The following is a 13,927-nucleotide window of genomic DNA, read 5'->3' as shown; positions in this document are numbered from 1 at the left end:
TCTCGGTGCCGGGGACGACGAAGAAGCCCGTGCCGCCGATCGGGGCGTTCGGGCAGGTGCGGACGTACTCGACCGGCGCCGCAGCGCGCACCGGAAGATCGGCAGCTTGAGCCCCGGTGACCGCGACGAGACCCGCGGCAGACCCGAGGAGAAGGCTCTTGGCGAGCTTCATTGATGACCTCCAAAGTTTCGAGACCCTGGGGGGCCGGGTGTTTCGCCACGAGAACTCTTCGAGACTCGAAAGCTGTCCCTTTTCCCCTGTGACCCGCCGCCGGAACGTACCGCCGACGACGGGCTGCGACCGAGGACCCCCCGTCGCGAGAAAAGGTTTGCCGTGCGCTCCGCCGCCGATCAAGCGCGATTGCGCACGCGCCCGCCCCGATGGGCCTCTTCGGATCGCTGTGTTGCACAAAGGCCACGAGAATGACGGGGTCCCGCCCCCGAAACGCCGCGGGAGATCGTGTTTTCCCGGTCGGGGACCGATCGCGGGCGCGAAATCGGCACCACGGAACGGAGCGTCCGCATGACGGGCACGCCTCACGCCGTGAGGCGCCCCGAGACGTTCGCCTCACGAATCGGCGCATCTCCCCGTCGTCGCACGCGCGTTCTCTTGCGGCGCCGAACCGTCGCTCCGTGTTCCCGACGATTCGCGAGACGAGACAGCCTGCGGAACGCCGGTGGAATGCCTGTGATCGACACGGGCCTTCTTGCCTCGACTGCGTTCAGCTTCCGACGTTTCACCGTGCGGAACGACTCCGACGCGTCGTCGACGCCCTCGCACCATGCGGAGCAAGCATTGTCGGGCCACGAAAGGACGGCGAACATCTTGAACGGGTGGCGCGGACACGAAACCGCCACGAAAGAGCCGCGCGTCATCCTCGTGAGGGGCGGACGGATCGGTGGATTTGTTCTGTATTCTATTCGAAAAGGACTTGCCGACGAGATGAAATTCACGTACCCCGAAGTCCTGACGTCATAGACGACGCGTGAGCGGGGTCGCGATTCGGTGTTCGGAGAGACGCCGCATGCAGCGCCGCTCACTGAGATCCCCTGTCTCTGCATTAGGACCGGCTCAATGAGCGATACGACTCAACCGAACAACTACATCGAGCTCGCCGCCGAGATCGTCTCGGCCTACGTCAGCAACAACTCGCTGCCGACCGCCGAGCTGCCCGGCCTGATCGACGCCGTCCACGCGGCGCTCAACAAGGTCGCGACCGGCGCGACCGAGCAGCCCGTCGAGGCGCCCGTCCCCGCCGTGCCGATCAAGAAGTCGATCACGCCGGACTACATCATCTGCCTGGAGGACGGGAAGAAGTTCAAGTCGCTCAAGCGCCATCTGCGCACGAAGTACGACATGACGCCCGACCAGTACCGCGCCAAGTGGGGCCTTCCTCCGGACTACCCCATGGTCGCCCCGAACTACGCCAGCGCCCGCTCCGAGCTCGCCAAGGCCATGGGTCTCGGCGCCCAGCGCCGCAAGGCGGAGCCCGAGACGACGACGGCCGCGCGCGGCCGGGGACGCAAGAAGGTCGCCTGATCGGATCCCGCCTCTCGGCGGATCATCCCTGCCGACAAGGGAAAGGCCGCCCTCCGGGGCGGCCTTTCTCGTTCCGGCGCTCGGCGGATGCGGCGGCGCCGCGCGCGATCAGAGCCCGCGTCGCGCCTTCGCCGCCTGCAGCGTGTTGGCGAGGAGGCAGGCGATCGTCATCGGCCCCACGCCGCCCGGCACCGGCGTGATCGCGCCGGCGACCTCTTTCGCCTCGTCGAAGGCCACGTCGCCCACGAGCCGCGTCTTCCCGTCTTCCGCCTGCGGGTTCGGCACGCGGTTGATGCCGACGTCGACGACGACGGCGCCCGGCTTGATCCAGTCCCCGCGCACCATCTCCGGCCGGCCCACCGCCGCGACCAGGATGTCCGCGCGCCGGCACACGTCCGCGAGGTCGCGCGTGCGCGAATGGGCGATCGTCACGGTGGCGGAGCGCTGGAGAAGGAGCTGCGCCATCGGCTTGCCGACGATGTTCGAGCGCCCGATCACCACCGCCTCGAGCCCGGCGACGTCCGGCCGCACGCTGTCGATGAGCATGGACGCGCCGAGCGGCGTGCAGGGCACGAGGCCGGGCATGCCGGTGGCGAGGCGCCCCACGTTCGCGGGATGGAAGCCGTCCACGTCCTTCTCCGGCGCGATCGCCTCGATGATCGCCTGTGCGTCGATCCCCGCGGGCAGCGGCAATTGCACGAGGATGCCGTCCACCGCGTCGTCGGCGTTGAGCGTGTGGACGAGGGCGAGGAGCTCGGCCTGGCTCGTCGTCGCCGGCAGGCGGTGCTGGAAGGAGCGCATGCCCGCCTCCACCGTCTGCGCCGCCTTGTTGCGCACGTAGACCTGGCTCGCCGGGTCCTCGCCCACCAGCACGACGGCGAGACCCGGGGCGATGCCTCGCTCGGCGAGGCCGCGCACGTCCTCGGCGACGCGCGCCCGCAGGCCGGCGGCGAAGGCCTTGCCGTCGATGATGGTCGCGCTCATTCGCCTCTCCTCGGGGCTTTCTCCCGGCCGCCCCCGGGCCGGATCGCTCGCGCGCCTCTGATGACGCGTCGACGCCCTGGTTTCAACCCCGCGACGAAGCGTTCGCATCCGCGATCGGAGGGCCCCGACGACTGCCGATCTTCCGGTCCGCGCCGCGGCGCCGGTCGAGTACGTCCGCACCTGCCCGAACGCCCCGATCGGCGGCACGGGCTTCTTCGTCATCCCCGGCACCGAGACCTGCCTGCAGATCTCCGGCTACGTCCGCGCGGAGTATCGGTTCGGCGAGAACCTCGATACGGCGACGGATCGCTCGCAGGACGACATCAACTTCTTCGCTCGTGGCCGCATCGCTCTCGACGCGCGCACGGCGACGGAGTACGGCACGCTCCGTTCGTTCATCGCGGTCCATGCGAACCGCACTGACGGCGTCGGCGTCGCCGAGCTCGACCAGGGCTTCATCCAGTTCGCTGGCCTGACCGCTGGTCGCATCACGTCGTTCTTCTCGTTCTTCGGCGGCAACCTCATGTCCGGCGGCGCCGCCGGCGTGACCGACCCGTCCGTCGAGCTGCTCGCCTACACCGCCACGTTCGGCTCGGGCTTCTCCGCGACGGTCGCGGTCGAGAACGGCCGCGCTCGCCGTAACGGCATCGCCGGCGGCCCGGTCTACGGCGGTCAGGAGCTTCCCGACCTCGTCGCCAACCTGAACGTCGCTCAGGGCTGGGGTTCGGCCCAGATCATGGGTGCGATCCACCAGGTTCGTCACAACGTCGCGGGTGTCGCGGTCGACGACGAGCTCGGCTGGGCGATCGGCGCGGGCGTGAACGTCCGTCTGCCGATGATCGCGGCCGGCGACGCTCTGTGGCTGCAGGCCACCTACGCCGACGGCGCCACCTCCTACGTCGGCGCGCCGACGACCGTCACCGAGTTCGGCGTCGGCATCAACGATGCCTACCTGAACGCGGCCGGCACGTCGCTCTCGACGACCGAGGCCTGGTCGATCATGGCCGCCTTCCGTCACTTCTGGACCCCGACCATCTGGCAGGACATCCAGGGTTCGTACGGTGAAGTCGACGCTCCGGCCGTCCCGGCCGTCGCGGCTGTCGGTCCGGTCCTGACCGGCACCAATGCCGACTACACCTGGTGGCAGCTCGGTACCCGCCTCAACTGGCGTCCGGTGTCCGGCCTCACCTTCTCGGCCGACGTCGTGTACACCGAGATCGACGCGGACGTGACCTTCCGTTCCTACAACGACGGCACGCTCGTCGCTCTGCCGGTCACCAACGACGACGGTTCGCGTTGGGAAGGCCGTCTGCGCATCCAGCGCGACTTCTGATCCGTCCTGCACGGTTCGAGAGAGGGGCCTCGGCGAAAGCCGGGGCCCTTTTTCGTGCCCGAGCCGCAAGCGCGGGCGCGCATACGAGAAGAGCCCCGGCCGTTTCCGGCCGGGGCTCCGCTTTGATCCGTTCGCCCGCTCGTGCGGGCGAGGAAGACCTTACTGACGCTCGATCAGCTGGCCGGACGGAGCCGCCGTGGCGTCGTCCGAGGTGTTGAGGCGGCGACGCTCCTGGACGCCGATGGCGGTATCCGGAACGGCCGGAGCCGAATCGACGACCGGGTCGGGCGCCGCACCGCCGACGGAACCGGTGGCGAGACCCTCGTAGTTCTCGCAGGACACGCCCGGATCCGTGCAGTCGACGTACCAGCTGCCCGACTGCTCGCCGATCAGCATGCCCGACGGAGCCGCCGTGGCGTCGTCCGAGGTCATCAGGCGACGACGCTCCTGGACGCCGATCGCGGTCTCCGGAACGGCCGGGGCCGAATCGACGACCGGCGCGGGAGCGGTGGTCTGGGCGCCTGCGGGGGCGACGAGGAAGAGGGCGGCGGCGGAGGTGAGAAGAATGCGCTTCATGGATAATCTCCATCTCATCTTGGGCGCGCCGCGGCCGGACCGCGACGCCGTGATGTGCTGCCAACGACCCGAGCGGATTCGTGTTCCGGGATTTTCTTCCGCAGTGTCCGCGGAACCGGTGCCGGCATTGGGTGCGCACCCGGAAATAGCCGTGCTTTCAAAGGCTTGGCCATTGAGGCGCGACGTCGTGTCCCGGCCGCATTTTTTCATCGGCGATGGAGCCGCCTCGCCGAACGGGGCTGTCGCGGTGCCCGCGAGCGTGTAGAACGCGGTGATCGGCACGAGAGCGAGCGCCCCCTTGAGCGAACAGAACCGCCTCATCTCACCCGCCAAGCGCGAGGACGACATCGACGCCTCCCTGCGACCGCTGTCGCTCGCCGACTTCACCGGTCAGAAGGCCGCGCGCGCCAACCTGCAGGTCTTCATCGGCGCGGCGAAGGCGCGGGGCGACGCGCTCGATCACGTGCTCTTCGTGGGACCGCCGGGGCTGGGCAAGACCACGCTCGCGCAGATCATCGCCCGCGAGCTCGGCGTGAATTTCCGCTCCACCTCGGGTCCCGTCATCGCCAAGGCCGGCGATCTCGCGGCCCAGCTGACGAACCTGGAGGAGCGCGACGTCCTGTTCATCGACGAGATCCACCGCCTGAACCCGGCGGTGGAGGAGATCCTCTATCCGGCCATGGAGGACTTCCAGCTCGACCTGATCATCGGCGAGGGGCCGGCGGCGCGCTCGGTGAAGATCGAGCTGCCGCCCTTCACGCTGGTGGGCGCGACGACGCGCGCGGGCCTGCTGACGACGCCGCTGCGCGACCGCTTCGGCATTCCCGTGCGGCTCGAGTTCTACGACGTCTCCGAGCTCGAGCTCATCGTCAAGCGCGGCGCGCGGGTGCTCGGGCTCGGCATGTCGGACGAGGGCGCCAACGAGATCGCCAAGCGCGCCCGCGGCACGCCGCGCATCGCCGGGCGCCTGCTGCGGCGGGTGCGCGACTTCGCCGTGGTGGAGAACGTCGAGACGGTGGGCCGCGCGCTGGCGGACAAGGCGCTCGGCCTTCTCGACGTCGATCCGATCGGCCTCGACGTGATGGACCGCAAGTACCTCACCATGGTCGCCACGAATTTCGGCGGCGGCCCCGTGGGCATCGAGACCATCGCCGCCGCGCTCTCCGAGCCCCGCGACGCCATCGAGGAGATCATCGAGCCCTACCTGATCCAGAAGGGCTTCGTGCAGCGCACGCCGCGCGGGCGCCTGCTCACCCCCCACGCCTTCCGTCATCTCGGCATGCCGGAGCCCGCGGCCGACCCGAGCCGGACGCAGTTCGGGCTGTTCTCCGCAGGCGACGAACAGTGAGCGGGGACCGGACGCCGCGCGACGCGGGAGACGACGGGCTCGTCCCCATCGCGGGCCGCTTCGAGGACGGCGTGCATCGCCTGCGCGTTCGCGTCTACTACGAGGACACGGATTTCTCCGGGATCGTCTATCACGCCAATTACCTGAAGTACCTGGAGCGCGGGCGCACCGACCAGCTGCGCCTCGCGGGCGTGGCGCAGTCGGAGCTCCACGCGGACGGCGAGGGCATCGCCTTCGCGGTGCGGCGCATGACCCTCGATTGGCTGAAACCCGCGCGCATGGACGACATCCTCACGGTGGAGACCCGCACCGATGTCGTGAAAGGCGCGTCCATCGCGCTGGCGCAGCGCATCCTGCGCGCCGACGAGGTGCTGCTCACCGCCGACGTCACCGTCGCCGCGGTCCGCGCCGGGCGCCCCGCGCGCATCCCCGAGATCCTGCGCGCGCGGCTCGGCGGCTGACGCCGGACGACGGGTGCGGCGAGGGGTGCGGCGTCGTCGGCGAACGCTGCCATAAGGGAGCCTTAACCTTAATCGTGTCCCCTCGGACACAGGGAGCGCGTCGCCGCCGCGCCTCCCGGAAAAGCTCATATTTTCGACATGTTGCGGCGCGAACCACGGTCGCGGGGGCCGTTTCGAGCCATCAAGGCCTGTTCGGAAACGCCGATCCCCGCTCGGACCCGCCGGTGCCGCCGGCGGGGTCACCTGGCGATCTCGAGGACCATCCGCGGATGCCGCACGATCTCTCCCTCTGGGGCCTGTTCTGGCAGGCGCACATCGTCGTGAAGCTCGTGATGATCGGGCTCGTCGCGGCCTCGGTCTATTCCTGGGCGATCATCATCGACAAGACGCTGCTCTTCCGGCGCCTGACCCGGGCGATGGATCGGTTCGAGGAGGTGTTCTGGTCGGGACGCTCCCTCGAGGAGCTCTACCGCTCGCTGGAGGAGCGCCCGACGACGGGCCTCGCCTCCGTCTTCGTCGCGGCCATGCGCGAATGGAAGCGCTCCTTCGGCGGCTCCGGCCGCTCGGTGGCGAGCCTGCCGGCGCGCATCGACAAGGTGCTCGACGTCACCATCCAGCGCGAGGTCGAGCGGCTCGAATCGAAGCTGATCTTCCTCGCCTCCGTGGGCTCGGCGGGGCCGTATCTCGGCCTCTTCGGCACGGTCTGGGGCGTCATGACCTCCTTCGTCGCCATCGCGGGCTCGAACAACACCTCGCTCGCCGTCGTCGCGCCGGGCATCGCGGAGGCGCTCTTCGCCACCGCGATCGGCCTGATCGCGGCCATCCCGGCGGTCATCGCCTACAACAAGTTCCAGGCCGAGGTCGCCAAGGCGCAGGTGCGCCTCGAGGGTTTCGCCGACGAGTTCTCCGCGATCCTGGCCCGCCAGGTCGACGAGCGGCTCGCCCAGGCCACCCACGCCCCGCAAGCGGCCTGAACGGGAGCGCGCGATCATGTTCTCCCACGGCGGACCCGGAACGGGCGGCGGCGGGCGGCGCAGGCGCCGCGGGCGTGCGCGCGCCATCAACGAGATCAACATGACGCCGTTCATCGACGTCATGCTGGTGCTCCTCATCGTCTTCATGGTCTCGGCGCCGCTGCTCTCGGCGGGCGTGCCCCTCGACCTGCCGCAGGCGAGCGCCGGCCAGCTCAACGTCGACGCAAAGCCCGTGGCACTCTCCATCGACGCCGAGGGCCGCGTCTATCTCGACGACGTCGTGATCGACGACGCCGAGATCGTCTCGGCCATCGCCGCGCGCATCGAGGAGGGGGCGGAGCCCCGCGTCTTCGTGCGCGGCGATCGCGCCGTGGAATACGGGCGGGTCGCCGAGGTGATGGCGCTCGTCACCCAAGGCGGCTTCAGCCGCGTCGCCCTCGTCACCCTGCCGGACGCCCAGTAGCGCCATGCCCCTCCCGCGCGGCCTCCCCTCCCTTCGCGAGCCGGGCCTCCTCCTGTCGGGGGTGGCGCACGTGGCGCTCGTCGTCGCGGCTCTCGTCGGGATCTCGGGCGTCGCCCAGCTGCCGGCGGTGGAGGAGGGCATTCCCGTCGAGATGATCACGGACGCGCAGTTCTCCGAGATCACCCGCGGCGAGGAGGATGCGGCAGAGGTACTGCCCGTGCCCGTCCCGCGCGCCGAGCGGGTCGCCGAGAGGCAGGAGCTGCGCCCCGCCGGCGAGGCCGAGCGCGACACCGAGACGCCCGCGACGCGCACGGCCGAGATGGAGGTCGCCGACACCCCCGTCGCCGCCGCGAGCGAGCCGCCGCCGCCGCCTCCCCCGCCGCCGGCACCGGTGGCGCAGGCCGAGCCGACGCCGCCCGCGCCGCCGCCCGTCGTGCCGGAGCCGACGCCCGCCCCGCCGGAGCCCGTGCCCGCGGCACCGGTCGTCGCCGATGCGCCGGCCCCGCTGCCGCCCTCGCGCTCCGCGCAGGCCCAGGCGCGCGCGGACGCGGCGCGCGTCGCCGCCGCGGATGCCGAGCGCCGTCGCGTGGCGGAGGCCGAGGATCGCACCCGCCGCGAGCGCGAGGAGCGCGAGGCCCGCGACCGGGCCGACGCGGCGCGCGTCGCCGAGGCGCGCCGTCGCGAGGAGGAGGCCCGCGCGAGCCGCGTCGCCGAGGAGGCGGATCGCTTCGATCCGTCCGACATCGCCTCCATCCTGCGCTCGACGGAGGAGGCCGCCTCCACCGGCGCCAGCGCGGAGCAGGTGAGCCGCACGGCGTCCCTGGGCACCCAGACGGGCAGCGCCGCGCGCCTCAACCCGAGCCTGCGCGATCAGCTCGTAGGGCTGATCACCGCGCAGCTGCGCGCCTGCTGGGACGTGCCGATCGCCGCGCAGACGCTGCAGAACCCGCCGGTGGCGGCGGTGCGCATCGCGCTCGCGCCCGACGGATCCCTCGCCACCGATCCGCAGGTGGCGAACGATTCGGGCGACCCGCTCTTCAGGTCCGTGGCCGATTCGGCGCTGCGCGCCACGCGCCGCTGCGCGCCGCTCCAGATTCCGGCCCAATTCGCCCCCTATTACGAGGACTGGAGGAACCTGACGGTGAACTTCAATCCGCTCTATTCGTGACCCCGGCGTAACGGCCGCGCGCGTCATGCGCCTCCCACCCTTTCCCGGCGGCCGACCGCGCCGCTCATCTCGGACACTCGACCCATGCGCCTCGTTCTGAACGCCCTGCGGATCGGCCTCGTCGCCGCCGGGGTCGCCGGCCTCGCCGGCCTCGTTCCCGCGCTCGCGCCCTCGCCGGCGCGGGCCGAGCTCGTCATCGACCTCCAGGGCGGCCAGTTCCAGCCCATGCCCATCGCCGTCGCGGAATTCGCGGGCGAGGGCAATCTCGGGCCGCAGATCTCGAGCATCATCGCGGCGAACCTGAACCGCTCGGGCTATTTCTCGCCCCTCGACCAGAGCCGCTTCCCCGAGCGCTCGCCGGCCTTCGACGCCGCGCCCCAGTTCGACGTGTGGCGCCAGGCGGGCGTGCAGGGCCTCGTCACCGGGCGGGTCACCCGCGACGGCCAGGGTCGCCTGCGCACCGAGTTCCGCCTCTGGGACGTGCAGTCGGGCCAGCAGATCACCGGCCAGCAATATTTCACCGATCCCAACAATTGGCGGCGGGTCGGCCACATCATCTCGGATGCGATCTTCACCCGCATCACCGGGCTCGCGGGCTTCTTCGACACGCGCATCGTCTTCGTGGACGAGACCGGGCCCAAGGAGAACCGCCTCAAGCGCCTCGCCATCATGGATCAGGACGGCGCCAACGTGCGCTACCTGACGCCGGGCGACAACTCGGTGGTGACGCCGCGCTTCTCGCCGCGCGCCCAGGAGATCGCCTTCATGGCGCAGGTCTCGGGCGAGCAGCCGCGGGTGCAGGTGCTCAACCTCGAGACCGGGGCGCGGCAGGCGGTGGGGAACTTCCCCAACATGACCTCCTCCCCGCGCTTCTCGCCCAACGGCAGCTCCATCGTGATGACGCTCCAGCAGGGCGGAAACGCGAACCTCTACCTCATCGATCTCGTCTCGCGCACGATGACGCGCCTGACCTCCACGCTCGCCATCGACACGTCGCCCTCCTTCTCGCCGGACGGCTCGCAGATCGTGTTCGAGAGCGACCGCGGCGGCTCGCAGCAGCTCTACACGATGGCCGCCGACGGCTCGAACCCGCAGCGCATCTCCTTCGGGCAGGGGACCTACTCGCAGCCGGTCTGGTCGCCGCGCGGGGACTGGATCGCCTTCACCAAGATGCAGGGCGGGCGCTTCGCCATCGGCGTGATGCGCCCCGACGGCTCGGGCGAGCGCATCCTCACCGAGGGCTTCCACAACGAGAGCCCGGCCTGGGCGCCCAACGGGCAGTATCTCGTCTTCTTCCGCGATCCCGGCGGCCAGTCCGGCGGGCAGCTCTACATGGTCGACATCACCGGCCGGGTCGAGGTGCCGATCCCCACGCCGGGCTACGCCTCCGATCCGACCTGGTCGCCGCTCCTCTCGGACGTGCGCTGAGGCGGGCTCACGCCTCTTCGGTCTCGAGCCGCTGGAGCAGGTGCTGCGAGGCGGCGAGGCGCGCGAAGCGCCCGCCGCGTGCGAGGAGCGCGTCGTAGCTCCCCTCCTCGACGATGCGCCCCTCGTGCAGGACGAGGATGCGATCGGCGTCGCGCACGGTCGCGAGCCTGTGCGCGATGACGAAGGTGGTGCGCCCGCGCATGGCCTCGGCGAGCGCCTCCTTCAGGCGCGCCTCCGTGACGGCGTCGAGCGCGCTCGTCGCCTCGTCGAGGACGAGGATCGGCGCGTCCTTCAGGAGCGCGCGGGCGATGGCGACGCGCTGGCGCTCGCCCCCGGACAGCGACCGGCCGCGCTCCCCGATCTGCGTATCGAGCCCCCGCGGCAGGCGGGCGAGGAAGGCGCCGGCCTGCGCGCGCTCGAGCGCCGCGACGAGCTCGGCATCGCTCGCCTCCGGCGCGCCGACGAGGAGGTTCTCGCGCAGCGAGCGGGCGAAGAGCATCGGCTCCTGGAAGACGACGGCGATGTTGCGGCGCAGCCCCTCCAGCGTCCAGTCCCGCGCGTCGCGCCCGTCGAGGAGGATGCGTCCCGCATCCGGGTCGAAGGCGCGGTGGAGGAGAGACAGCGCGGTCGACTTGCCCGACCCCGTCTCGCCGACGAGGGCGATGGTCTCGCCGGGTTCGACCCGGAAGGCGAGATCGCGCACCGCCGGGCGCTCACCGTCGTAGGAATAGGATACCTCCTCGAAGGCGACGGCGCCCGTGAGCCGCCCCGGCTCGCGCGCGCCCGGGTGATCGGCGACGGCGGGGCGCGTGTCGCGCACGGCGAAGAGCTCGGCGATCTTCGGCGCGGCGAGGAGGAGGCCGTTCGTGAAGAAGACGAGCTGCTCGAGGCGCCCGATCAGCATCGTCGCGATGGCCACGAAGGAGACGATCTCGCCGATGGTCGCGAGCCCCTCGCGGAAGAGCGCGACGCCGAGCAGAAGCAGCGTCAGCACGGTCAGCGTCCCGGCGCAGCGCGTCGCCACCGACGCGATCGCCCACCAGGACAGGACCGGCGTCTGCGCCGCGAGGAGCTCCGACACGATGCCGCGCATGTGGCGCAGCTCCGCGTCCATGCGCGTGAAGGACTGGACGACGGCGACGTTGCCGAGCGCGTCCGACGCGTTGCCCGCGAGCGCGGTGTGATGGCTCTCCACCGTGCCCTGCATCCGCTCGGTGCGGCGCAGCACCGCGTGGGTGAGGAGCCCGCTCGCCAGGACCAGCACCACGAGGACGAGGCCGAGACGCCAATTGAGGAAGAGCGTCGCGGGAAGCAGTACGACGACCGCGACGAGCGCCGCCGCCTGATCGCGCAGGAAGGTGAGCCATAGCCCGAACAGCGCCCCGGCGCCGTCGATCATCACCTTGAGCGCACGGCCTGAATGCGTGCCCGCGTGGAAGGCGAGGGGAAGCGCGAGCGCGTGCTCGAAGAAATCCGCCATGGCGGCCAGCCGGCGGCGATGCGCGAGGCGATCGGCGTGGAGTGCCACGAGGACGCCGGCAGCGATGGTGAACAAGCCGAAGCCGACCCAGGCGGCGAGGAGCGGGCCCAGCCCTTCGAGCGACGCCGCCGCGTCGCTGCTCGCCTGCGCCCGCGCCAGACGGTCGACGATCATCCCGAACAGGACGGGCTCGGCGAAGGCCGCCCCCGCGAGCGCCACGTTGGCGAGCGCGAGCGTCGTCGCGAGGCGCCGCTCGGGGGCGAGCAGGGCGATGGTGCGCACGAGGACGCGCGAGAGCGGCATCCGTGCAGGCAGGTCGGGCGATGACAGGTCGGGCGAGGATCGTTCGGGCGAGGTCTGGGTCTTCATGGTCTCGTCCGAGGCGGGCGGGGAGGGCTGCGGCATCGCGGAAGCTAGGGCGCGTGCGGCGTCCCGTCACCGGAAGGCGCGCTAAACCTTTTCTTCAGCACGATGACGGTAGCGTTTGCGCGATGCGGAACCGGGCGACATGCCGCCCGCGCCGGAGCACGACACATGGATTTCGCCACCGCGCTCGGCCTCGTCGCCGGCGTCGCGACCGTCCTCGGGATGATCCTCATCGGCGGTGGGAGCCTCGCCTCCTACTACGACACGGTCGCGCTCGTGTGCGTCGTCGGCGGCGCCTTCGCGTCCACGATGGTGCGCTTCACCTTCCCCATCATGATGAGCGGCCTGCCCATGGGCATCCGCTACGGCCTGAGCATGCAGAAGACCACGCCGCGCGCGATGCTGGAGGAGATCACCCAGGTCGCCGACGTGGTGCGAAAGTCCGGCCCGATGGGGCTCGAGAACGTCAAGGTGGAGAACCCGACGCTCGCCCAGGGCCTGCGCTACATCGCCGACGGCTACGATCGCGACTTCATCAAGGACGCGCTCGAGAAGGACCGCGACAATTTCGTCCAGCGCCTCGACGACGGCTCGAAGGTGTGGCGCGGCATCGGCGACGTGGCGCCGGCCTGGGGCATGATCTCCACCGTCGTGGGCATGATCATGATGTTCGCCAACATGGAGGATCCCTCCAAGCTCGGCCCCGCCATGGCGGTCTCGCTCTTGGGCACGCTCTACGGCTCGCTCGTGGCGAACCTCATCGCGCTGCCCATCGCCGACAAGCTGAGCCTGCGTCTCACGTCCGAGGACGTGCTGCGCTCCATGATCATCGACGGCGTCCTCCAGATCCGCGACCAGCGCTCGCCCACCATCGTGCGCGAGATGCTCACCGCGTACCTGCCCGAGCACCATCGAGAAGAGATGGCGGAAGCCTGATCCGCCGGCGCACAGAGGGACGGGTCGACGGCTCATGGGAAAGAAGCGCAAGCAGGACGCGCCGGTCGGGGCGCCGGCATGGTTCGTCACCTTCGCGGACCTGATGGCGCTCCTGATGAGCTTCTTCGTCATCCTGGTCGCCTATTCGACGCAGGATCAGCGCAAGATGCAGGTCGTCGCGGGCTCCGTGCGCGAGGCCTTCGGCACGAACCCCGAGACGCGCTTCTCCGGCATCATCGAGCAGGACGGCCTGCCGACGCTCACCGCGCTCCAGAACGTCCGCCAAGTGGAGCCCGAGGAGGCCTCCGACCACACGGTGCCCAACGAGCTCGACAACCAGGAGCACGGGCTGTTCTCGGTCACCTTCGACCGCGGCTTCGGCACGGCGGCGGCCTCGCTGCGGCAGGCCCTGCAGGACATGCCGGAGATCGCCGAGCTCTCGCGCAACCTCGTCATCCAGGAGACGGAGGAGGGGCTCGACGTCTCCCTCGTCGACCAGGACGGGCGCTCCATGTTTCCGGAGGGCTCGGTCTACCCCTACGAGCGCACGCGCCTCGTGCTCGAGGCGATCGCGCCCGTCATCCGGCGCCTGCCGAACCGGCTCGCAATTCGCGGGCACACCGCGGCGATGCGGCCCGGCGAGACGGCGCAGGTCGACGGCTGGAGCCTGACGGCGGGGCGCGCGCTCGCCGTGCGCGAGATCCTGTCCGGTGCGGGCATGCCCGAGGAGCGCTTCGCCTCGGTCACGGGCAAGGCGGACACCGAGCCGGCCTTCCCGGACAATCCCTACATCGCCCCCAACGGCCGCGTGACCGTGACGCTGCTCCACGAGGAGCCCCCGATCCCGCCGAGCTTCCGGCCGTGATCGGC

General features: G+C 70.8%; 13 protein-coding genes and 1 pseudogene. 10 read left to right on the top strand and 4 right to left on the bottom strand.

All coding sequences use genetic code 11. The features are described from left to right. Positions 1–172 (bottom strand): annotated as a pseudogene (locus tag IEX89_RS24560) (porin); the annotation flags it as partial. A 903-nt stretch (positions 173–1,075) separates the two neighbouring features. Here IEX89_RS24560 and IEX89_RS23100 point away from each other — a divergent pair. Further along, the gene (locus tag IEX89_RS23100) at positions 1,076–1,540 is read left to right on the top strand and encodes a Ros/MucR family transcriptional regulator (protein ID WP_188915648.1); all 465 of its coding nucleotides are present in this window, start codon (positions 1,076–1,078) and stop codon (positions 1,538–1,540) included. A 108-nt stretch (positions 1,541–1,648) separates the two neighbouring features. On the opposite strand, the gene folD is transcribed toward IEX89_RS23100, so the two are convergent. Then, entirely contained in the window at positions 1,649–2,524 is an 876-nt protein-coding gene (gene folD / locus IEX89_RS23095; RefSeq protein WP_188915647.1) for a bifunctional methylenetetrahydrofolate dehydrogenase/methenyltetrahydrofolate cyclohydrolase FolD, read from the bottom strand. Positions 2,525–2,600: 76 nt separating this feature from the next. Between folD and IEX89_RS23090 the strand changes: the two genes are divergently transcribed. Next, positions 2,601–3,857, top strand: coding sequence for a porin (locus IEX89_RS23090; protein WP_188915652.1), 1,257 nt, complete (start codon positions 2,601–2,603; stop codon positions 3,855–3,857). A gap of 159 nt (positions 3,858–4,016) precedes the next feature. Here IEX89_RS23090 and IEX89_RS23085 read toward each other — a convergent pair whose 3' ends face one another. After that, positions 4,017–4,433: a hypothetical protein gene (locus IEX89_RS23085; RefSeq protein ID WP_188915646.1), complete on the bottom strand. Its 417-nt coding sequence runs from the start codon at positions 4,431–4,433 to the stop codon at positions 4,017–4,019. A 298-nt stretch (positions 4,434–4,731) separates the two neighbouring features. Between IEX89_RS23085 and ruvB the strand changes: the two genes are divergently transcribed. The 6 genes from ruvB (at position 4,732) to tolB (ending at position 10,275) form a co-directional block, all read left to right on the top strand. Then, positions 4,732–5,781, top strand: coding sequence for a Holliday junction branch migration DNA helicase RuvB (ruvB, locus tag IEX89_RS23080; RefSeq protein WP_188915645.1), 1,050 nt, complete (start codon positions 4,732–4,734; stop codon positions 5,779–5,781). Between the two features lie 47 nt (positions 5,782–5,828). Further along, the gene (gene ybgC, locus IEX89_RS23075) at positions 5,829–6,242 is read left to right on the top strand and encodes a tol-pal system-associated acyl-CoA thioesterase (protein ID WP_280513934.1); all 414 of its coding nucleotides are present in this window, start codon (positions 5,829–5,831) and stop codon (positions 6,240–6,242) included. Between the two features lie 269 nt (positions 6,243–6,511). Beyond that, a complete protein-coding gene (gene tolQ, locus IEX89_RS23070; protein ID WP_188915644.1) occupies positions 6,512–7,216 on the top strand; it encodes a protein TolQ in 705 nt (234 codons plus the stop codon). 16 nt (positions 7,217–7,232) lie between these two features. Continuing rightward, positions 7,233–7,679 (top strand): ExbD/TolR family protein, encoded by a 447-nt coding sequence (locus IEX89_RS23065; protein ID WP_188915643.1) that lies wholly within the window; start codon positions 7,233–7,235, stop codon positions 7,677–7,679. 4 nt (positions 7,680–7,683) lie between these two features. Continuing rightward, positions 7,684–8,847, top strand: coding sequence for a cell envelope integrity protein TolA (gene tolA / locus IEX89_RS23060; protein WP_188915642.1), 1,164 nt, complete (start codon positions 7,684–7,686; stop codon positions 8,845–8,847). Between the two features lie 84 nt (positions 8,848–8,931). After that, complete coding sequence (tolB, locus tag IEX89_RS23055) at positions 8,932–10,275, top strand: Tol-Pal system beta propeller repeat protein TolB (RefSeq protein WP_188915641.1); 1,344 nt, start codon at positions 8,932–8,934, stop codon at positions 10,273–10,275. 7 nt (positions 10,276–10,282) lie between these two features. Here the strand turns inward: tolB and IEX89_RS23050 are convergent, their stop codons facing one another. Beyond that, the gene (locus IEX89_RS23050) at positions 10,283–12,058 is read right to left on the bottom strand and encodes a glucan ABC transporter ATP-binding protein/ permease (protein WP_188915650.1); all 1,776 of its coding nucleotides are present in this window, start codon (positions 12,056–12,058) and stop codon (positions 10,283–10,285) included. Positions 12,059–12,289: 231 nt separating this feature from the next. On the opposite strand from IEX89_RS23050, the gene IEX89_RS23045 reads away from it, so the two are divergent. Continuing rightward, positions 12,290–13,057, top strand: a complete 768-nt coding sequence (locus IEX89_RS23045; protein WP_188915640.1) for a motility protein A — start codon at positions 12,290–12,292, stop codon at positions 13,055–13,057. 34 nt (positions 13,058–13,091) lie between these two features. Next, positions 13,092–13,922 (top strand): OmpA/MotB family protein, encoded by an 831-nt coding sequence (locus tag IEX89_RS23040; protein ID WP_188915639.1) that lies wholly within the window; start codon positions 13,092–13,094, stop codon positions 13,920–13,922. The last annotated feature ends 5 nt before the right edge of the window (positions 13,923–13,927 follow it).

This window comes from Salinarimonas ramus (assembly GCF_014645695.1).
Classification (GTDB): Bacteria; Pseudomonadota; Alphaproteobacteria; order Rhizobiales; family Beijerinckiaceae; genus Salinarimonas; species Salinarimonas ramus.
Note: the sequence above shows the minus strand (reverse complement) of the source record. Positions and strands in the feature narration are given on the sequence as shown.

What these genes read in the sequence shown, in the direction of transcription:
- IEX89_RS23045 (WP_188915640.1), top strand. Translation starts at nt 12,290, where the DNA reads ATGGATTTCGCCACCGCGCTCGGCCTCGTCGCCGGCGTCGCGACCGTC.
- IEX89_RS23040 (WP_188915639.1), top strand. Translation starts at nt 13,092, where the DNA reads ATGGGAAAGAAGCGCAAGCAGGACGCGCCGGTCGGGGCGCCGGCATGG.
- IEX89_RS23100 (WP_188915648.1), top strand. Translation starts at nt 1,076, where the DNA reads ATGAGCGATACGACTCAACCGAACAACTACATCGAGCTCGCCGCCGAG.
- tolB (WP_188915641.1), top strand. Translation starts at nt 8,932, where the DNA reads ATGCGCCTCGTTCTGAACGCCCTGCGGATCGGCCTCGTCGCCGCCGGG.
- IEX89_RS23065 (WP_188915643.1), top strand. Translation starts at nt 7,233, where the DNA reads ATGTTCTCCCACGGCGGACCCGGAACGGGCGGCGGCGGGCGGCGCAGG.
- IEX89_RS23050 (WP_188915650.1), bottom strand. Translation starts at nt 12,058, where the DNA reads ATGCCGCTCTCGCGCGTCCTCGTGCGCACCATCGCCCTGCTCGCCCCC.
- tolA (WP_188915642.1), top strand. Translation starts at nt 7,684, where the DNA reads ATGCCCCTCCCGCGCGGCCTCCCCTCCCTTCGCGAGCCGGGCCTCCTC.
- IEX89_RS23085 (WP_188915646.1), bottom strand. Translation starts at nt 4,433, where the DNA reads ATGAAGCGCATTCTTCTCACCTCCGCCGCCGCCCTCTTCCTCGTCGCC.
- folD (WP_188915647.1), bottom strand. Translation starts at nt 2,524, where the DNA reads ATGAGCGCGACCATCATCGACGGCAAGGCCTTCGCCGCCGGCCTGCGG.
- tolQ (WP_188915644.1), top strand. Translation starts at nt 6,512, where the DNA reads ATGCCGCACGATCTCTCCCTCTGGGGCCTGTTCTGGCAGGCGCACATC.